The organism is Pararhizobium sp. PWRC1-1, assembly GCF_049897905.1.
In the GTDB taxonomy this organism is placed as follows: Bacteria; Pseudomonadota; Alphaproteobacteria; order Rhizobiales; family Rhizobiaceae; genus Pararhizobium.
This window is the reverse complement of sequence record NZ_JAFCXE010000001.1, coordinates 223,640-238,465: the sequence shown is the minus strand read 5'-3', so window position 1 is coordinate 238,465 and position 14,826 is coordinate 223,640. Positions and strand designations below refer to the sequence as shown.

15 protein-coding genes are annotated in these 14,826 nt (G+C 60.5%); 8 read left to right on the top strand and 7 right to left on the bottom strand.

Annotated elements, in window-relative coordinates:
- Positions 1-31: 31 nt before the first annotated feature.
- Positions 32-736, bottom strand: a complete 705-nt coding sequence (locus ACP7E0_RS01200; RefSeq protein ID WP_426122425.1) for a glutathione S-transferase family protein — start codon at positions 734-736, stop codon at positions 32-34.
- 109 nt (positions 737-845) lie between these two features.
- Between ACP7E0_RS01200 and ACP7E0_RS01195 the strand changes: the two genes are divergently transcribed.
- Complete coding sequence (locus ACP7E0_RS01195) at positions 846-1,211, top strand: winged helix-turn-helix transcriptional regulator (RefSeq protein WP_426122424.1); 366 nt, start codon at positions 846-848, stop codon at positions 1,209-1,211.
- Positions 1,212-1,237: 26 nt separating this feature from the next.
- Here the strand turns inward: ACP7E0_RS01195 and ACP7E0_RS01190 are convergent, their stop codons facing one another.
- Positions 1,238-1,849, bottom strand: coding sequence for a TetR/AcrR family transcriptional regulator (locus ACP7E0_RS01190; RefSeq protein ID WP_426122421.1), 612 nt, complete (start codon positions 1,847-1,849; stop codon positions 1,238-1,240).
- Positions 1,850-1,958: 109 nt separating this feature from the next.
- Between ACP7E0_RS01190 and ACP7E0_RS01185 the strand changes: the two genes are divergently transcribed.
- The 4 genes from ACP7E0_RS01185 to ACP7E0_RS01170 all read left to right on the top strand — a co-directional run bounded on the left by ACP7E0_RS01185 (position 1,959) and on the right by ACP7E0_RS01170 (position 7,802).
- Entirely contained in the window at positions 1,959-2,588 is a 630-nt protein-coding gene (locus ACP7E0_RS01185) for a class I SAM-dependent methyltransferase (RefSeq protein WP_426122420.1), read from the top strand.
- Positions 2,589-2,621: 33 nt separating this feature from the next.
- Positions 2,622-3,623: an NAD-dependent epimerase/dehydratase family protein gene (locus ACP7E0_RS01180; RefSeq protein WP_426122419.1), complete on the top strand. Its 1,002-nt coding sequence runs from the start codon at positions 2,622-2,624 to the stop codon at positions 3,621-3,623.
- A 244-nt stretch (positions 3,624-3,867) separates the two neighbouring features.
- Positions 3,868-7,353, top strand: coding sequence for a carbamoyl-phosphate synthase large subunit (gene carB / locus ACP7E0_RS01175; protein ID WP_426122417.1), 3,486 nt, complete (start codon positions 3,868-3,870; stop codon positions 7,351-7,353).
- Between the two features lie 254 nt (positions 7,354-7,607).
- The gene (locus tag ACP7E0_RS01170) at positions 7,608-7,802 is read left to right on the top strand and encodes a DUF2283 domain-containing protein (protein ID WP_276120748.1); all 195 of its coding nucleotides are present in this window, start codon (positions 7,608-7,610) and stop codon (positions 7,800-7,802) included.
- 39 nt (positions 7,803-7,841) lie between these two features.
- On the opposite strand, the gene ACP7E0_RS01165 is transcribed toward ACP7E0_RS01170, so the two are convergent.
- Positions 7,842-9,296: an MFS transporter gene (locus ACP7E0_RS01165; protein WP_426122416.1), complete on the bottom strand. Its 1,455-nt coding sequence runs from the start codon at positions 9,294-9,296 to the stop codon at positions 7,842-7,844.
- A gap of 93 nt (positions 9,297-9,389) precedes the next feature.
- Positions 9,390-10,007: an NAD(P)H-dependent oxidoreductase gene (locus tag ACP7E0_RS01160; protein WP_426122415.1), complete on the bottom strand. Its 618-nt coding sequence runs from the start codon at positions 10,005-10,007 to the stop codon at positions 9,390-9,392.
- Between the two features lie 79 nt (positions 10,008-10,086).
- Between ACP7E0_RS01160 and ACP7E0_RS01155 the strand changes: the two genes are divergently transcribed.
- Complete coding sequence (locus ACP7E0_RS01155) at positions 10,087-10,704, top strand: TetR/AcrR family transcriptional regulator (protein WP_426122414.1); 618 nt, start codon at positions 10,087-10,089, stop codon at positions 10,702-10,704.
- A gap of 10 nt (positions 10,705-10,714) precedes the next feature.
- Here the strand turns inward: ACP7E0_RS01155 and ACP7E0_RS01150 are convergent, their stop codons facing one another.
- Both ACP7E0_RS01150 and ACP7E0_RS01145 read right to left on the bottom strand, forming a co-directional pair.
- Positions 10,715-11,695 (bottom strand): SDR family oxidoreductase, encoded by a 981-nt coding sequence (locus ACP7E0_RS01150; RefSeq protein ID WP_426122413.1) that lies wholly within the window; start codon positions 11,693-11,695, stop codon positions 10,715-10,717.
- Positions 11,696-11,715: 20 nt separating this feature from the next.
- The gene (locus ACP7E0_RS01145) at positions 11,716-12,069 is read right to left on the bottom strand and encodes a hypothetical protein (RefSeq protein WP_426123011.1); all 354 of its coding nucleotides are present in this window, start codon (positions 12,067-12,069) and stop codon (positions 11,716-11,718) included.
- A 302-nt stretch (positions 12,070-12,371) separates the two neighbouring features.
- On the opposite strand from ACP7E0_RS01145, the gene greA reads away from it, so the two are divergent.
- Together greA and ACP7E0_RS01135 are read left to right on the top strand one after the other, a co-directional pair.
- Complete coding sequence (gene greA / locus ACP7E0_RS01140; protein WP_426122412.1) at positions 12,372-12,848, top strand: transcription elongation factor GreA; 477 nt, start codon at positions 12,372-12,374, stop codon at positions 12,846-12,848.
- An 87-nt stretch (positions 12,849-12,935) separates the two neighbouring features.
- A complete protein-coding gene (locus ACP7E0_RS01135; RefSeq protein ID WP_426122410.1) occupies positions 12,936-13,988 on the top strand; it encodes a glycosyltransferase family 4 protein in 1,053 nt (350 codons plus the stop codon).
- On the opposite strand, the gene ACP7E0_RS01130 is transcribed toward ACP7E0_RS01135, so the two are convergent.
- Positions 13,989-14,798, bottom strand: coding sequence for an FkbM family methyltransferase (locus ACP7E0_RS01130; RefSeq protein WP_426122408.1), 810 nt, complete (start codon positions 14,796-14,798; stop codon positions 13,989-13,991).
- Positions 14,799-14,826: the final 28 nt, after the last annotated feature.

Sequence of the window (14,826 nt, the reverse complement as noted above, 5' to 3'; positions counted from 1 at the left end):
GGATATCTTGCGGCGGCGATGCATCGTCGTATCAGGCAGCGAAACGCTTGATTACGTCGGCCAGCGGGATATGCCCGAGGCAAGCACCGGATCCGGCTGGTGCTTCACCGTCCTCGACCGCAAGCGCATAGTGCACCACAGGCTCGGCTTCGATCCGGCGGCGTAGCGCTTGAAGTTTTGGATAGGCCTTGGCATCGATGGCCTGATGAAACTCCGCCCAACGCGCCACGCCAATCAGCGTCGTATCCGCCAAGCTGAGGCGGTCACCGGCCAGAAACGGCGTATCGCCGATCATCGCCTCGAGCTTTTCATGGCGCTCCACAACGGATTTGCGGCCGAAATCGCTAAGAAACGCCAGTGTCTCCGGCGTCTCGCCTTCTGACTCAAGTGCTACCCAGAGCGGCCCGAAGGCACTGGTGAAGCCGGTATTGACGAAGGCCATCAGCTGCAGCATCCGGTCGGCCTCCGGCGTAAGGGGATCAAAGCTGATGCGGTGTTGGGTATCGCGGGCCGAAAGCCAGCCGGCAATCGCCATGGTTTCGGTGAGGACAGCGCCTTTGTCGGTGATCAGAACGGGGGTTTCCTGGCGGCCGTTCAGGCGGGCATAGGCTTCGTTCTTCATCTCGCTGAGCATGTCGACGCGGCAGAGGCGGTAGGGCTGGCCAACCTTTTCGAACGCGGCGACAAGCCCCATCGAGCTTCCGAGCGGGAAGCCGTGAAGGAGAATAGGTTCCATTTTTCGTGTCTCTCCTTGATGTTGATGGTGGCGCTGCGCAGCGATGGTTGACCCTAACCATTGGTGCCCCCATGTAAATTACGCACTCTTTTGTAACCAGGACCGCCCGATGAAAGACGTCGTCTCCCAATGCCCGATCGAAGAGACCATGCGCGTGTTGAGCGGCCGCTGGCCGACACTGCTGCTCTACTATCTGAAGAACGGCACCAAGCGTTTCAGCGATCTGCAGCGCGACAACCCGACACTGTCGCACCGGATGCTTGCGCTGGAACTGCGCAAGCTGGAAAAAGCCGGCATCGTCAGGCGCACCGCCTTTTCCGGATATCCGCTGCGTGTCGATTACGACCTGACGGCTTCAGGCCACGCGCTCGTGCCGCTGATCGATGCGCTCGGCGATTGGTGGGAAGAGAGCGCCAGCGGGCGGGCCGAGCCGGTTGAGGCAAAGATACGCAGGCCCCTGATCAAGGCCGCCTGACGCGGATGATCCGGCGGCATAGGCCGTCAATCCGGCTTGGCAGCCCCATCGATCAGCGCCTGGAACAATGGCCCAAGGATTTTAACCAGATCTTTCGGATCGGCTTCGGCAAGGGCCGACAATCCGATCATCTGGCGCATGACCTGAACGCCCGCCACCAGCGACAGGATCAGGGCGGCACGCTGCGGCGCCAGTTCGCCGCCAAGCGCCGCCGTCATCGTCTTCTGATGGCCGCTTTCGATCTGCGCCCGGCCGAGTTCCGAGGCACGCTTGCTCGACGCCGAGTGCAGCATGATCAGAAAGCCCTCAAGCGGCGTATCGCCCGCCTTGGTAATGTCCATCAGCACGGAAGCTATGGTGTGACCAAGCGCCGGCGACTTCAGGTTCTCCGGTGTCAGAATGGTTGGCGATGCGGCCGTGGCGGCAAGCACCTCGGCGAACAATTGCTCCTTCGAACCGAAATAGCGGTTGACCAGCATGGCCGTCACCCCTGCCCCGGCGGCGATTTCGCGGACACCCGCGCCATCATAACCCGATTGCGCGAACGCCTTGCGCGCCGAAGCGAGGATGGCATCGCGGGTTACGGCGGCATTGCGGCGGCGGGCAGGAACAGCCGCATCCTTGGTCACTTTATCCATTTATATACACCTGTAGACTTTTACGCTTCAAACAAGTATACAAATGAAGATATAAGATAACAACGCCCGCCGGATTGGTGGGTCAAACGCCCTAAAACGGAGACGAAACGTGACGGCAACCTGCGCATATTCCGAATATCTCCAGTTCTTCCGCGCGTGGATCGCCAACCCGCTGCGGGTCGCGGCAGTGGCACCGTCCAGTGTGTCGCTGGCGCAGGTGATGACCAAGGAAATCCGGGCTGCGGATGGCCCCGTTCTCGAGCTGGGGCCTGGGACCGGCGTCTTTACCCGTACCCTTCTTTCGCGTGGAGTTGCGGAAGCCGATCTGACCCTGGTCGAGTTCGGGGCTGATTTTGCCGAGATGCTGCGCAACCGGTTTCCGCAGGCGCGCGTGCTCACCATGGATGCGGCCCAGCTTGCCGGCCGGGACCTGTTTCCCGGCGCAATGGTTGCCGCCGTCGTCAGCGGCCTGCCGCTGCTGTCGATGCCGCCGCGCAAGATCATCGGCATCCTGTCCGGGGCCTTCTGCTACATCCGGCCGACGGGAAGTTTTTACCAGTTCACCTATGGTCCACGTTGCCCGGTGCCGCGGCCGATCCTCGACCGTCTCGGACTGAAGGCGGTGCGGATCGGCGGCACCGTGCGCAATCTGCCGCCAGCCGCCGTCTACCGCATCACACGGCGCCAGCCGTTCGAAATCACCCGCCATCATCAGGTGGTTTCCGGCACGGCCGCCTGACGCGCAGCCGTTCAAAATATCAAAGGAAATCTCATGACCGAAACAGTTCTGGTGACGGGTGGAACCGGCTTCGTTGCCGGCTGGTGCATCGTCAATCTGTTGGAGCGCGGCTACACTGTCCGCACCACGCTGCGGACTTTGTCCAGGGAACCAGCCGTACGGTCTGCCGTCGCGTCACAAACCGATGCGGGCACCAGGCTCGGCTTCTGTGCAGCCGATCTTACCAGCGACGATGGTTGGGATGCGGCGATGGCAGGCTGCAACTACGTGCTTCACGTTGCCTCGCCGCTCGGCACCGGCGCTGAAAAAGGCCGCAATTCGCTGACCGCACCGGCGCACGACGGCACGCTGCGGGTGTTGCGGGCCGCGACAAAAGCCGGTGTCAAACGGGTGGTAATGACATCGGCGGCGGCAACCGCCCGCCCGCCGCTCGCATCTGGCAAAGTGAGCGACGAGACAGTCTGGGCGGATCCGGACGATCCACAGTTCGATGCCTACCGGGTGTCGAAAATCCGGGCCGAACGCGCCGCCTGGGATTTCATGGCAACAGTCGATGGGCCGGCCGAACTCACCACCGTGCTTCCCGGCGCGGTGTTCGGGCCTATTCTGATGCGGGAAAATCTGGGTTCCGTCGACATCATCCAGCGCTTGCTGCAGGGCAATCCCGCCGCGATGCCGCAACTCGGATTCTGGATTGTCGATGTGCGCGACCTTGCCGAGCTGCATGTCCAGGCCATGACATCGCCGGCAGCAGCCGGGCAGCGCTTCATTGCGGCCGGTGATTTCCTCTGGATGCGGGAGATCGCCGCCACGCTGCGCACCGACCTTGGCCACCGCGCAACCAAGGTCCCGACCCGGCAACTGCCCAATTTCGCCGTCAAGCTGCTATTGCCGTTCATGCCGCGCCTGAAAACGCTGGCGCCGCTGATCGGGCGCAAGTTTCAACTGACATCGGAAAAGGCGCGCCGGCAGCTTGGATTCTCCCCACGGCCGGTAGCGGAGACCATCATCGACTGTGCAAACAGCCTGCCGTGACCTGCTTCTGGAAGCGGCATCAGCATTTTTCCAAGAGCGCTTTTTGTCCTGCATGCCGGGGCAACGCGTAAACGCGCCCCGGGCGGCCATATTTCCTGTCGATTCCACAATTTTCGGGGTTTCGCTTGGCGCCACATTTCCCTATAAGCCGCTTCTAGCCTGAAAAGACCAAGCCTGCGCCCCCGACCGGTGATCTCCCACCCTGGCCGGTTTTTTGCGCAGCCGGAAAAAGCGGATAGAGACCATGCCAAAGCGCCAAGACATCAAATCGATCCTCATCATCGGTGCGGGGCCGATCGTCATTGGACAGGCCTGCGAGTTCGATTATTCCGGCACACAGGCCTGCAAGGCGCTGAAGGAAGAGGGGTACCGGGTCATCCTGGTCAACTCCAACCCGGCCACCATCATGACCGACCCGGACATGGCCGATGCGACCTATGTCGAGCCGATCACGCCGGAAGTGGTCGCCAAGATCATCGCCAAGGAACGTCCGGACGCGCTTCTGCCGACCATGGGCGGCCAGACGGCACTGAACACGGCGCTCTCGCTGAAGCGCATGGGCGTTCTCGACCGCTACAATGTCGAGATGATCGGCGCCAAGCCGGAAGCCATCGACATGGCCGAGGACCGCGCGCTGTTTCGCGAGGCGATGTCGCGCATTGGGCTCGAAACCCCGAAATCGCTGCTCGCCAACGCAACCGAGATCAAGGATGTCGATCGCAAGCTGCACGTCGCCGAGCGCGACAAGCTGAAGGCGCAGCTTTCCGGCGCTGACCTCGACAAGGCGCTCGATGATCTGGAAAACACCTGGAACCTCGGCGAGACCGACCGCAAGCAGCGTTACATGAGCCATGCCATGGCGATCGGCGCGCAGGCGCTCGACACCATTGGTCTCCCGGCCATCATTCGTCCGTCCTTCACCATGGGCGGCACCGGCGGCGGCATTGCCTATAACCGTTCGGAATTCTTCGAGATCATCGGTTCCGGCCTCGATGCCTCACCGACCACCGAAGTATTGATCGAAGAATCGGTGCTCGGCTGGAAGGAATACGAGATGGAAGTGGTCCGCGACACGGCGGACAACTGCATCATCATCTGCTCGATCGAAAACATCGACCCGATGGGCGTGCACACCGGTGACTCGATCACCGTTGCCCCTGCCCTGACGCTGACCGACAAAGAATACCAGATCATGCGCAACGCCTCGATCGCGGTACTGCGCGAGATCGGCGTCGAGACCGGCGGCTCGAACGTTCAGTTCGCCGTCAACCCGAAGGACGGCCGCCTGGTCGTCATCGAAATGAACCCGCGCGTGTCGCGCTCGTCTGCTCTCGCGTCGAAGGCCACCGGCTTCCCGATCGCCAAGATCGCCGCCAAGCTCGCGGTCGGTTACACGCTCGACGAACTCGACAATGATATTACCGGCGGTGCGACGCCGGCCTCGTTCGAACCGTCGATCGATTATGTCGTCACCAAAATCCCGCGCTTTGCCTTTGAAAAATTCCCCGGCGCCGGCACGACGCTGACGACGGCGATGAAGTCCGTCGGCGAAGTCATGGCGATCGGCCGCACCTTTGCCGAATCGCTGCAGAAGGCGCTGCGCGGCCTCGAAACCGGCCTCACCGGTCTCGACGAAATCGAAATCCCCGGGCTCGAAGACACCGGCGACAACCACAATGCCATCCGCGCCGCCATCGGCACGCCGACACCGGACCGGCTACGCATGGTTGCCCAGGCGCTGCGCATGGGCATGTCGGAAGCAGATGTTCACGACGGCTCGAAGATCGATCCGTGGTTCATCGCCCAGTTCAAGGCGATCGTCGACATGGAAGCCCGGGTGCGCGAGCACGGCCTGCCGGATGACGCCGAAAACCTGCGCATGCTGAAGGCCATGGGCTTTTCCGATGCCCGCCTTGCGACATTGTCGAAGAGCCGCCCGAAGGAAGTCGCCGAGCTGCGCAACCGGCTGAACGTGCGTCCGGTCTATAAGCGCATCGATACCTGCGCTGCCGAATTCGCCTCGCCGACCGCCTACATGTACTCGACCTACGAGACGCCGTTTGATGGCGCTGCACGCTCGGAAGCGCAGGTTTCCGACCGCAAGAAGGTCGTCATCCTCGGCGGTGGCCCGAACCGCATCGGCCAGGGCATCGAGTTCGACTATTGCTGCTGCCATGCCGCCTTCGCACTGAAGGATGCCGGCTATGAAGCGATCATGATCAACTGCAACCCGGAAACAGTATCGACCGACTACGATACGTCGGACCGGCTCTATTTCGAGCCGCTGACGGCTGAAGACGTGATCGAAATCCTGCGCGCCGAACAGGAAAACGGCGTGCTGCACGGCGTCATCGTCCAGTTCGGCGGCCAGACGCCGCTGAAGCTTGCCGAAGCGCTGGAAAAGAACGGTATCCCGATCCTTGGTACGGCACCGGACATGATCGATCTGGCCGAGGACCGCGACCGGTTCCAGAAGCTTCTGATGAAGCTCGACCTCAACCAACCGAACAACGGCATCGCCTATTCGGTCGAACAGGCCCGCCTCGTGGCAAGTGAAATCGGCTTCCCGCTGGTCGTGCGCCCGTCCTATGTTCTCGGTGGCCGCGCCATGCAGATCATCCATTCCGAATCGATGCTGCAGACCTACCTGCTCGACACGGTTCCGGGCCTCGTGCCGGAAGACATCAAGCAGCGTTACCCCAATGACAAGACCGGCCAGATCAACACCCTGCTCGGCAAGAACCCGCTTCTGTTCGACAGCTACCTGACCAATGCCGTCGAGGTCGATGTCGATGCGCTTTCGGATGGCGAGACCGTCTTCGTTTCCGGCATCATGGAGCATATCGAGGAAGCCGGCATTCACTCGGGCGATAGCGCCTGCTCGCTGCCGGTCTACACGCTGTCCGACGAGATCGTCGACGAACTGGAGCGCCAGACCAAGGCGATGGCGAAGGCCTTGAAGGTCGGGGGCCTGATGAACGTGCAGTTCGCCATCAAGGACGGCACGATCTACGTGCTCGAAGTCAACCCGCGCGCCTCGCGCACCGTGCCCTTCGTCGCCAAGACCATCGGCGCGCCGATCGCCAAGATCGCCGCCCGCATCATGGCCGGCGAAAAGCTCGACGACGCGATTGCCGCCTATGGCAAGAAGCCGGATCCGCGCAACCTCAACCATATCGCCGTCAAGGAAGCCGTCTTCCCGTTTGCCCGTTTCCCCGGCGTCGATATCCTGCTCGGCCCGGAAATGCGCTCGACCGGTGAAGTCATCGGCCTCGATACCGATTTCGCGCTCGCCTTTGCCAAGGCCCAGCTTGGCGCCGGCGTCGATCTGCCGCGCGAAGGCACGGTATTTGTGTCGGTCCGCGACGAGGACAAGGAACGCGTCCTGCCGGCCATCCGTCACTTGACCGAAATCGGTTTCAAGGTGCTGGCAACCGGCGGCACTGCCCGTTTCCTCGGCGAAAACGGCATCACCGCCACCAAGATCAACAAGGTCCAGGAAGGCCGTCCGCATATTGAGGACGCCATCCGCAACCGCCAGGTCCATCTCGTCATCAACACGACGGATAGCTCCAAGGCGATCTCGGACAGTAAATCGCTGCGCCGCGCGACGCTGATGCAGAAGGTGCCGTACTACACGACGATGGCCGGTGCCGAAGCGGCAGCCCGGGCGATCAAGGCCTTGAAGGCCGGAAGCCTGGAAGTGCGCACGCTGCAGAGCTATTTCTGAGGCGATATGCAAAAGCCCCTACGCTTTTCCGCACATGCTTTAACAGTGATGCGGGAGCGTGGGCTTGATGCAAGATAGGTGGAGACTGTCTCTCGTGCTCCCCTTTGGACGGCGCCGGATCCGGGAGATCCGGCGGTGGAAAGACGCTTCGGCGTTATTCCTCAGCGCGGCGGGCGGCGCGTCGCTTGCGTTGGAGACGACTTTGAAATCCGTATAATATCGGCATTTCTGGACCGTGGAGCCATAAAGCCAGCATGAAACCCGTGATCGAATATGATGCGGCGGCAAACGCGGCCTATATCCGTTTCTCCAGCGAGACAATTCTGGAAAGCGAAGAGATTTCTGCCGGCATCATCATGGATTACGATGAACACGGCCATATTGTCGGCATGGAAGTGCTTGACGCCCGCCAGCATCTGTCACCAAAGACGTTGAACGAAGCAGCCTGACGGCGCCCAGACAGGGCGCCGCTCTTTCGTTCTTCAAAATCAAGCCGCATGCTGGGTACGCGCCAGCCCGGCCGTCCGCATTGCGAAGAAAACCGATACGGCGGCGATCACGCATCCGCTGCCGAAGACCAGGAGCATGGCGTGGCGCATGGTTTCAACGGACGCGGCCGCGCCAAACCCCATGACATTGGCAACAAGACCGAAAACTGCGGCGCCGATCGCGTAGCCGGCCGATTGCAGGGTCGGCAACATGGCCGAGGTCCGGTCGCGTTCGTCGTCGGTGGAGACGTCCATCATCAGCTGGCTGAGCGTGCCCCAGGATATTCCGAACCCGGCACCGATCATCGCCTGTCCCGGCAGCACGAGCCAGAGCATGTCTGTGGCGATAGCGATCACCACCGAGGCAAGCCCGATCAGCAGCAACACCGGGCCAAGCAGCATGATCCGGTTGCGCAATGCCAGTGATCGCAGGCTCGCCACGCCGATCGCACTCAAGCTCCAGGAAATCGCCATGACGGCGCTGAGCGCACCGGCTGCGGTCGGCCCGAGATGCCAGAGATGCTGCAGGCTATAGACGAGGAAGACCGAGCCCGCCGCCTGCGCCAGCGGCATCAGCAGGATCACCCACAATCCCGTTCCCAGCGCTTTACGGGCGCTAAAGGCCGCCCTTGGCAGGACCGGGTTCGGCGAGCGCCGGTCGAGGTAAACGACAGTTACCAGAACCACCGCCGCGCCGATCAACAATGCGGCCATCGGCAGGGTGCCACCGGCAATACCGGACAGCGAAATCATCAGGATGCCCGCCCCGGCCGCAATCAGGCGCGCGAAAGGAATGGTTGATGCCTGCCCCGAGCCGGACACGCCGCGTGGAACGATGGCGAGAACGAGGATGATGAAGATTGCGGCAGCGGGAATGCTGACGAAGAAGGCGGCGCGCCAGGAGAAATGCTCGGTCAATCCACCCGCAACCAGCGGCCCGGAAAACGCCGCCATGGCCCAGACAATTGCTTCGGCGCCGAACACTTTCGGCACAAGACGCGAGGGGAAAAGCTCGGGGATCAGCGCATAGCACAGGGCTGCGACAACGCCCTCGCCCGCCCCCTGCAGCAGCCGCCCAGCCAAGACTTGGGACATATCGGTGGCGAAGGTCGCAAGTATCGTGCCGGCGATGAAGACGACGGCGGCGGCAAGCAGCGTGTTTCTGGCGCCGAACCGCTGCTTGAGATTGGCAGAAACGAGGCCACCGATGATGGCGAAGACCAGATAGAGGGTGAAGGCCCAGGACAAAAGGGACGCACCGCCGAACTCTTCGACCGCCGTCGGCAAGGCCGTGGAGATGAAGAACTCGTTGAAGGCGAACAGGGCGACGCCGAGGCAGAGCGTGATCGTCGACACGAGATATCGCGGCCGCATCAGCTCGCCCCATCCGCCTGCCAGTTCCGTCTCAGCACCGCTCATCGGCTCTTCTGTGTAAGGGATATTGTCAGTCGTCATGCTTCCGTCTCCAGTAAGAAAGCGTGACTGTTACAACCTCAAGCGCTGTTGAGGTAAAGCCCTATTTTTCCATCGCGAGCGATTTTTACGCCGTCAGGCGGCCTGGGTCACCTGGTCTGGCCGGGTCGTGAAGAGGTCTTGGCCAATGCTGCGGGCGGTCACCAGATGCAAGGCCACCTCCGCGGCTTCCGACCCGAGCAGGAGTTCGGACGTCACTACGCGGGCACCGCAATAATCAAAGATGCCATGATCGATCTGCGTCTTCATCGCATCGCGATAGCCGCGCCGCTCATAGGTCGATGCACTGGCGCCGCCGAGGCCGACAAGATGGACTTTGAGGTGGCGCAGTTTTTTCACAGACTTGATATCCGGGCCTTCGTCATAGGCCCAGCCATTGGAAAACACCCGATCGACCCATCCCTTCAGCAGGGCCGGCATCGACCACCAATGGACGGGAAAGACCAGCACCAGCGCATCGGCACGGTCGATCCGCGCCTGTTCAGTGGCAATATCCGCCGGAATCGGCACATCCCTGCGATGAACCGCAAGGTCGGTCAACGTGAACTCCGGCTTAAAGCCTTCGTCCGACAGATCGGCGATTTCGAAGGAATGCCCCTCTCCCGGCTGGGCTACCCCCTCCGCCAGATGCCGCGCGACGCTATGGGTGAGCGAACCCTGATCGGGATGGGCGACAACGATGAGTGCGTGCATGTCGAAAACTCCTGCCTGGCTATTGCGGATGAGAGCCGCAGCTTATATACTTTTAGTAAGTTACCTTTAGTATATAGCGATGTCAAGCATGGAAAACACCGATCAAATCTCGTCCACCCGCCGCCGCCTGTCGCGCGAGGAACGGCTTCGCCAGCTGCTCGATGTCGCATGGCGGGTGGTCCGCACGGAGGGGACGGAGGCGCTGACGCTTGGCTACCTTGCCGAGCAGGCGGGCGTGACGAAGCCCGTGGTTTACGACCATTTCAACACGCGGCCGGGACTGCTGGCGATGCTCTACCGCGAATACGACACGCGCCAGACGGCGCTGATGGACAAGGCGCTTGAGGACAGCGAGCCGACCCTTGCCGGCAGGGCAAGGGTGATTGCATCGTCCTATATCGAATGCGTTTTTCTGCAGGGCCGCGAAATCCCCGGCGTCAGCGCAGCTTTGGCCGGCTCACCGGAACTGGAAAAGATAAAGCGCGACTACGAGACAGCCTTCACGCAAAAATGCCGAACCGCACTTGCCCCCTTCGCCGGTACCGGCACGATCGCGTCAGCCGGGCTCTGGGCGATGCTCGGGGCCGCCGAAGCCCTCTCCTATGCCGCTGTGACCGGCGACATCACCGCCGGTCAGGCCGAAGAAGAACTTTGCCAGACCATACTGTCTATGGTTGCCCGTAGCGGCAACTCCTAATCAACAACGCTCAATATCCGCCGATGATCGGCAACACTTCGCCGGTGATATAGCTGGAGCATTGCGGCGATGCGAGGAAGACGTAAGCCGGGGCAATTTCTTCCGGCTGCGCCGGCCGTTTCATCGGCGTATCGGCACCGAAGGTGGCGACATCGTCTGCCTCCTTGTCGGAAGGATTGAGCGGCGTCCACACGGGACCGGGAGCGACGGCGTTGACGCGAATGCCTTTATCGATGAGCTGGCCGGACAGTGCCTTGGTAAAGGCATGAATGCCACCCTTGGTCATCGAGTAGTCGACCAGCTGCTTGCTGCCCTGAATACCGGTGACCGATCCGGTATTGACGATCGCACTCCCCTCTTTCATGTGCGGCACTGCTGCCCGCGCCATGAAGAAATAGCCGTAGAGATTGGTCTTCAGCGTTTCGTCGAAATGCTCTTCCGTCAGGTCAAGCAGATCAGCGGTGTGAACCTGGAAAGCCGCGTTGTTGACGAGAATATCGAGCTTTCCAAACACTTCGACGACAGCGGCAACCGCCTTCTGGCAAAACGCCCGGTCTTTCACGTCGCCGGGGAATGTCATGGCCTTTCGTCCTTCCGCCTCGATCGCCTTCACCGTATCGTCGGCATCCTTGCCTTCTGCCAGATGCAGGATCGCGACATCGGCACCCTCGCGAGCAAACAGCACCGCAACAGCACGGCCGATGCCGCTGTCGCCACCGGTAATCAACGCGACCTTGCCTTCAAGCTTGCCGGAGCCCTTGTAATAGGGTGCATCATAAAGCGGTGCGGGGTCGAGCTTGTATTCGGTACCGGGTTTGGGCTGATGCTGCTTGGGAAACGGCGGCACCGGATACATCCGCGCACCGGCCTGCATCGCCTTCGGCTTGGAAGGCTTTTTCGCCTTGTCCCTGGCATCGGCCTCGGCGACCTCACCCTGGATATCGCGCTGCTTCTCCGCCGTGCGAGCGGCTGGACTGGGCCGTGCGGCCATGGTCTCTCTCCTCGGTTATATTACAAAATCTGAGTTGGCTTGATCGTACCGACGGACACGATACCCTCGACGACGCCCCGCGGGCCGGTCGCTGCAACGCCCATTTGGTCCAGCATTTCGACCACCGCGTAGAGCCGCTCGTTGCGAAAGGCGCTGGCGTCGCGGGTCGAATTGCCTTCGGCCGGCGCCGCGTCGATCTCGGTAAAATCGAGTTCAGCCTCTGCGGCTGTAATACGGGCATCAGCCGGCGAAAAGGCACGGACGATGATCTCTCCCTGGTTTTCGGCGCTGTCCCAATTCGGGTCGCCGGCGCGGGCAACCGGAACGAGCCGGTAAAGCTTCAATCTGTCCTGCGGACGGCTGTTTTCCTGCATCATCTGGTCCTCACTTTCTGCCCCTGATCTGGGGCGCGATATTGCGCCGCCTCAGCTGGTTTTCATCTTGAAGACCGAACGAGCACGCCTGTGAATTGTTCCCGTCAATCCGTTTCCGGCGCAGGATGAAGGTCTGACGGCCTGCGCCCTCCTCCGATTAATCTGGCTTTTGCACTCCGCTTTCTGCTATAAGCATTGTTCAAATGTTTCCGACGGTTCCAGAGTTAACGCTCCGGTGACCGTTTTCTTTTGTGCTAAGCCCTGCCTGAAGCGGGCAAGCATGGACTATGAAGGACAGTGAAATGGTCGAAAAAGTACCGATGACTCAAAGCGGATTCGCCAAGTTGCAGGAAGAACTGCGGTGGCGCCAGCAGGAAGAGCGCCCGCGGATCATCGAAGCGATTTCCGAAGCGCGCGCCCATGGCGACCTTTCGGAAAACGCCGAATATCATGCGGCCAAGGAAGCCCAGAGCCACAATGAGGGCCGCATCGGCGAAGTCGAGGATTACGTCGCACGCGCCGAAGTCATCGACCTGTCGAAGATGTCCGGTTCGAAAATCAAATTCGGCGCCACAGTCAAGCTGATCGATGAGGATACCGAAGAGAACAGGACCTACCAGATCGTCGGCGACCAGGAAGCCGATGTGAAGCAGGGCCGCATCTCGATCTCCTCGCCGATTGCCCGCGCGCTGATCGGCAAGGAAGTGGGCGATTCGATCGAGGTGGTCGCACCCGGCGGCTCGAAGGCCTACGAGATCCTTGCGATCAACTGGGGCTGATCTCCGGCAAGTCCATTCAAAAGCCCGGACGGCGCGTCAAACGCCTCCGGGCTTTTTTCTGTTAGACGATACATAAAGGCTCCAAGCGTGGAAGATATCAACGACGTCGAGATCATTGCGCCGAACTTCAAGCACCGCCTTTCCGGCGTTACCTCGACGATCATCCAGCTGATCCCGGTGCAGCGGGCGCTTGGCCAGAAGGTCGCAGCGCTTGGCCCCGGCCTGCCGGCAAGCCTGCCGCATATCGGCTACCGGGACATGTTTCGCCTGTGGACGCCTCCCTGCGGTAAGCGCGTGCGCATCTGGCATGCCCGCCGCAATATCGAAATGCTGCCGGCAATCTTTCTGCGTGACGTGCTGCGCATGCCTTTGAAGATCGTCTTCACCTCAGCCTCGCAGAGACGCCACACCGGCTGGACGAAATGGCTGATTTCCAAGATGGACAAAGTGATCGCCACCAGCGGCAAGACCGCGAACTATCTGACGGTGGAAAATAATGTCGTGATGCATGGCATCGATACGGATCGTTTCTCGCCACCAACGGATAAAGCTGCAGAGAAGCATGCACGCCGCCTCGATCCGGACAAGAATATCGTCGGTTGTTTCGGCCGGGTACGGCACCAGAAGGGAACGGATATCTTCGTCGATACGATGATTCGCCTTTTGCCCACCCGCCCCAATTGGATTGCAATCGTGGCGGGCCGCGCCACTGGCAAGCATGTGGATTTCGAAAACGGCCTGAAGGCCAAAGTTAAGGCTGCCGGCCTAGCTGAGCGCATTCTGTTCGTCGGCGAACACACCAACATCAACCAATGGTATCAAGCGCTGGACCTTTTCATTGCCCCGCAACGATGGGAAGGGTTCGGGCTTACCCCGCTTGAAGCCATGGCCACTGCGGTACCGGTTATAGCCACCGATGTCGGCGCATTCCCGGAATTGCTGGTCATCGATCAGGACGAAACGGGTGTCATCATTGGCCGCGACAGCGTCGATGCCATGGTAGAGGCCACAGCCCTCTTCATGGATGACGACAAGCGCCGTCAGGCAGCATCGAACCAGGCCCGCGCCCACGTGCTGAAAAACTTCAGCATCGAGGGCGAAGCGAAATTGCTCGGCAATATTTACCAAAGCATGCGGTGATTAAATTCGTTCGTTCTTGAACAGGAACACTGTACGGGAAGGATTCCAATCGACAACGGAAAAGCCCGCTTTCGTTGCTGCATTGATGACCGGCGTCAGTGTGCTTTCCTTGTATCGTCCCCGCTCGAAGCCGCAGTCGACCGTCAGATAACGGGTCATGGACAACGCTTGCGATGCGCCGGCAAGAATTTCCGGCTCAGCCCCCTCGGCCTCGATCTTCATAACGGCGATGCTGTTAATCTGGTGCTCCGCCACGAAATCATCCAGTCGAATTGCCTGAACTTTCTTGATCCCATCGAAGTCGTTCATCTCAATGATTGAACCGTCGCCCGTATCCGGCTTGGAATAGAAAGAGAGCGTTGTCTTCTCATTCCAGAGAGCCACCCGGTTCGTTTTGGCAAGCCCAGAGAAATTGTTGAGATCGCAGCAGTCAGCCTCCAACGTCTCAGGTTCAAAGGCATGGTATTGAAGGTTATTTTCACGGGCGAAAAAACCAAGCTCTCCGACATTGGCTCCGCAATCAATGAACGCGCCCGACAGATCACCGTCGATTCGATGCAGCAAATAGGTCCGGTTCAGTTCTTTAAACCTGCCCTTTACCGACTTCTTGTAAAGCCACAGGCGATATCGACGGCAGATATTAATCTCGCCCGTCGGGTCCTGAACATGAATGATATTACGCTGACTATCAACGGCGACCCTGTGCTGATAGCCCCTTAATTTATTTCGTCCATTGGTATAGCGCTCAAATACCGCATCGGGCATAACCTCGATCGACCGGCGCCCGAAACGCTTTAAAAAATCACTCATACAGCTTGCCCCACCCCTACAAAGCCGC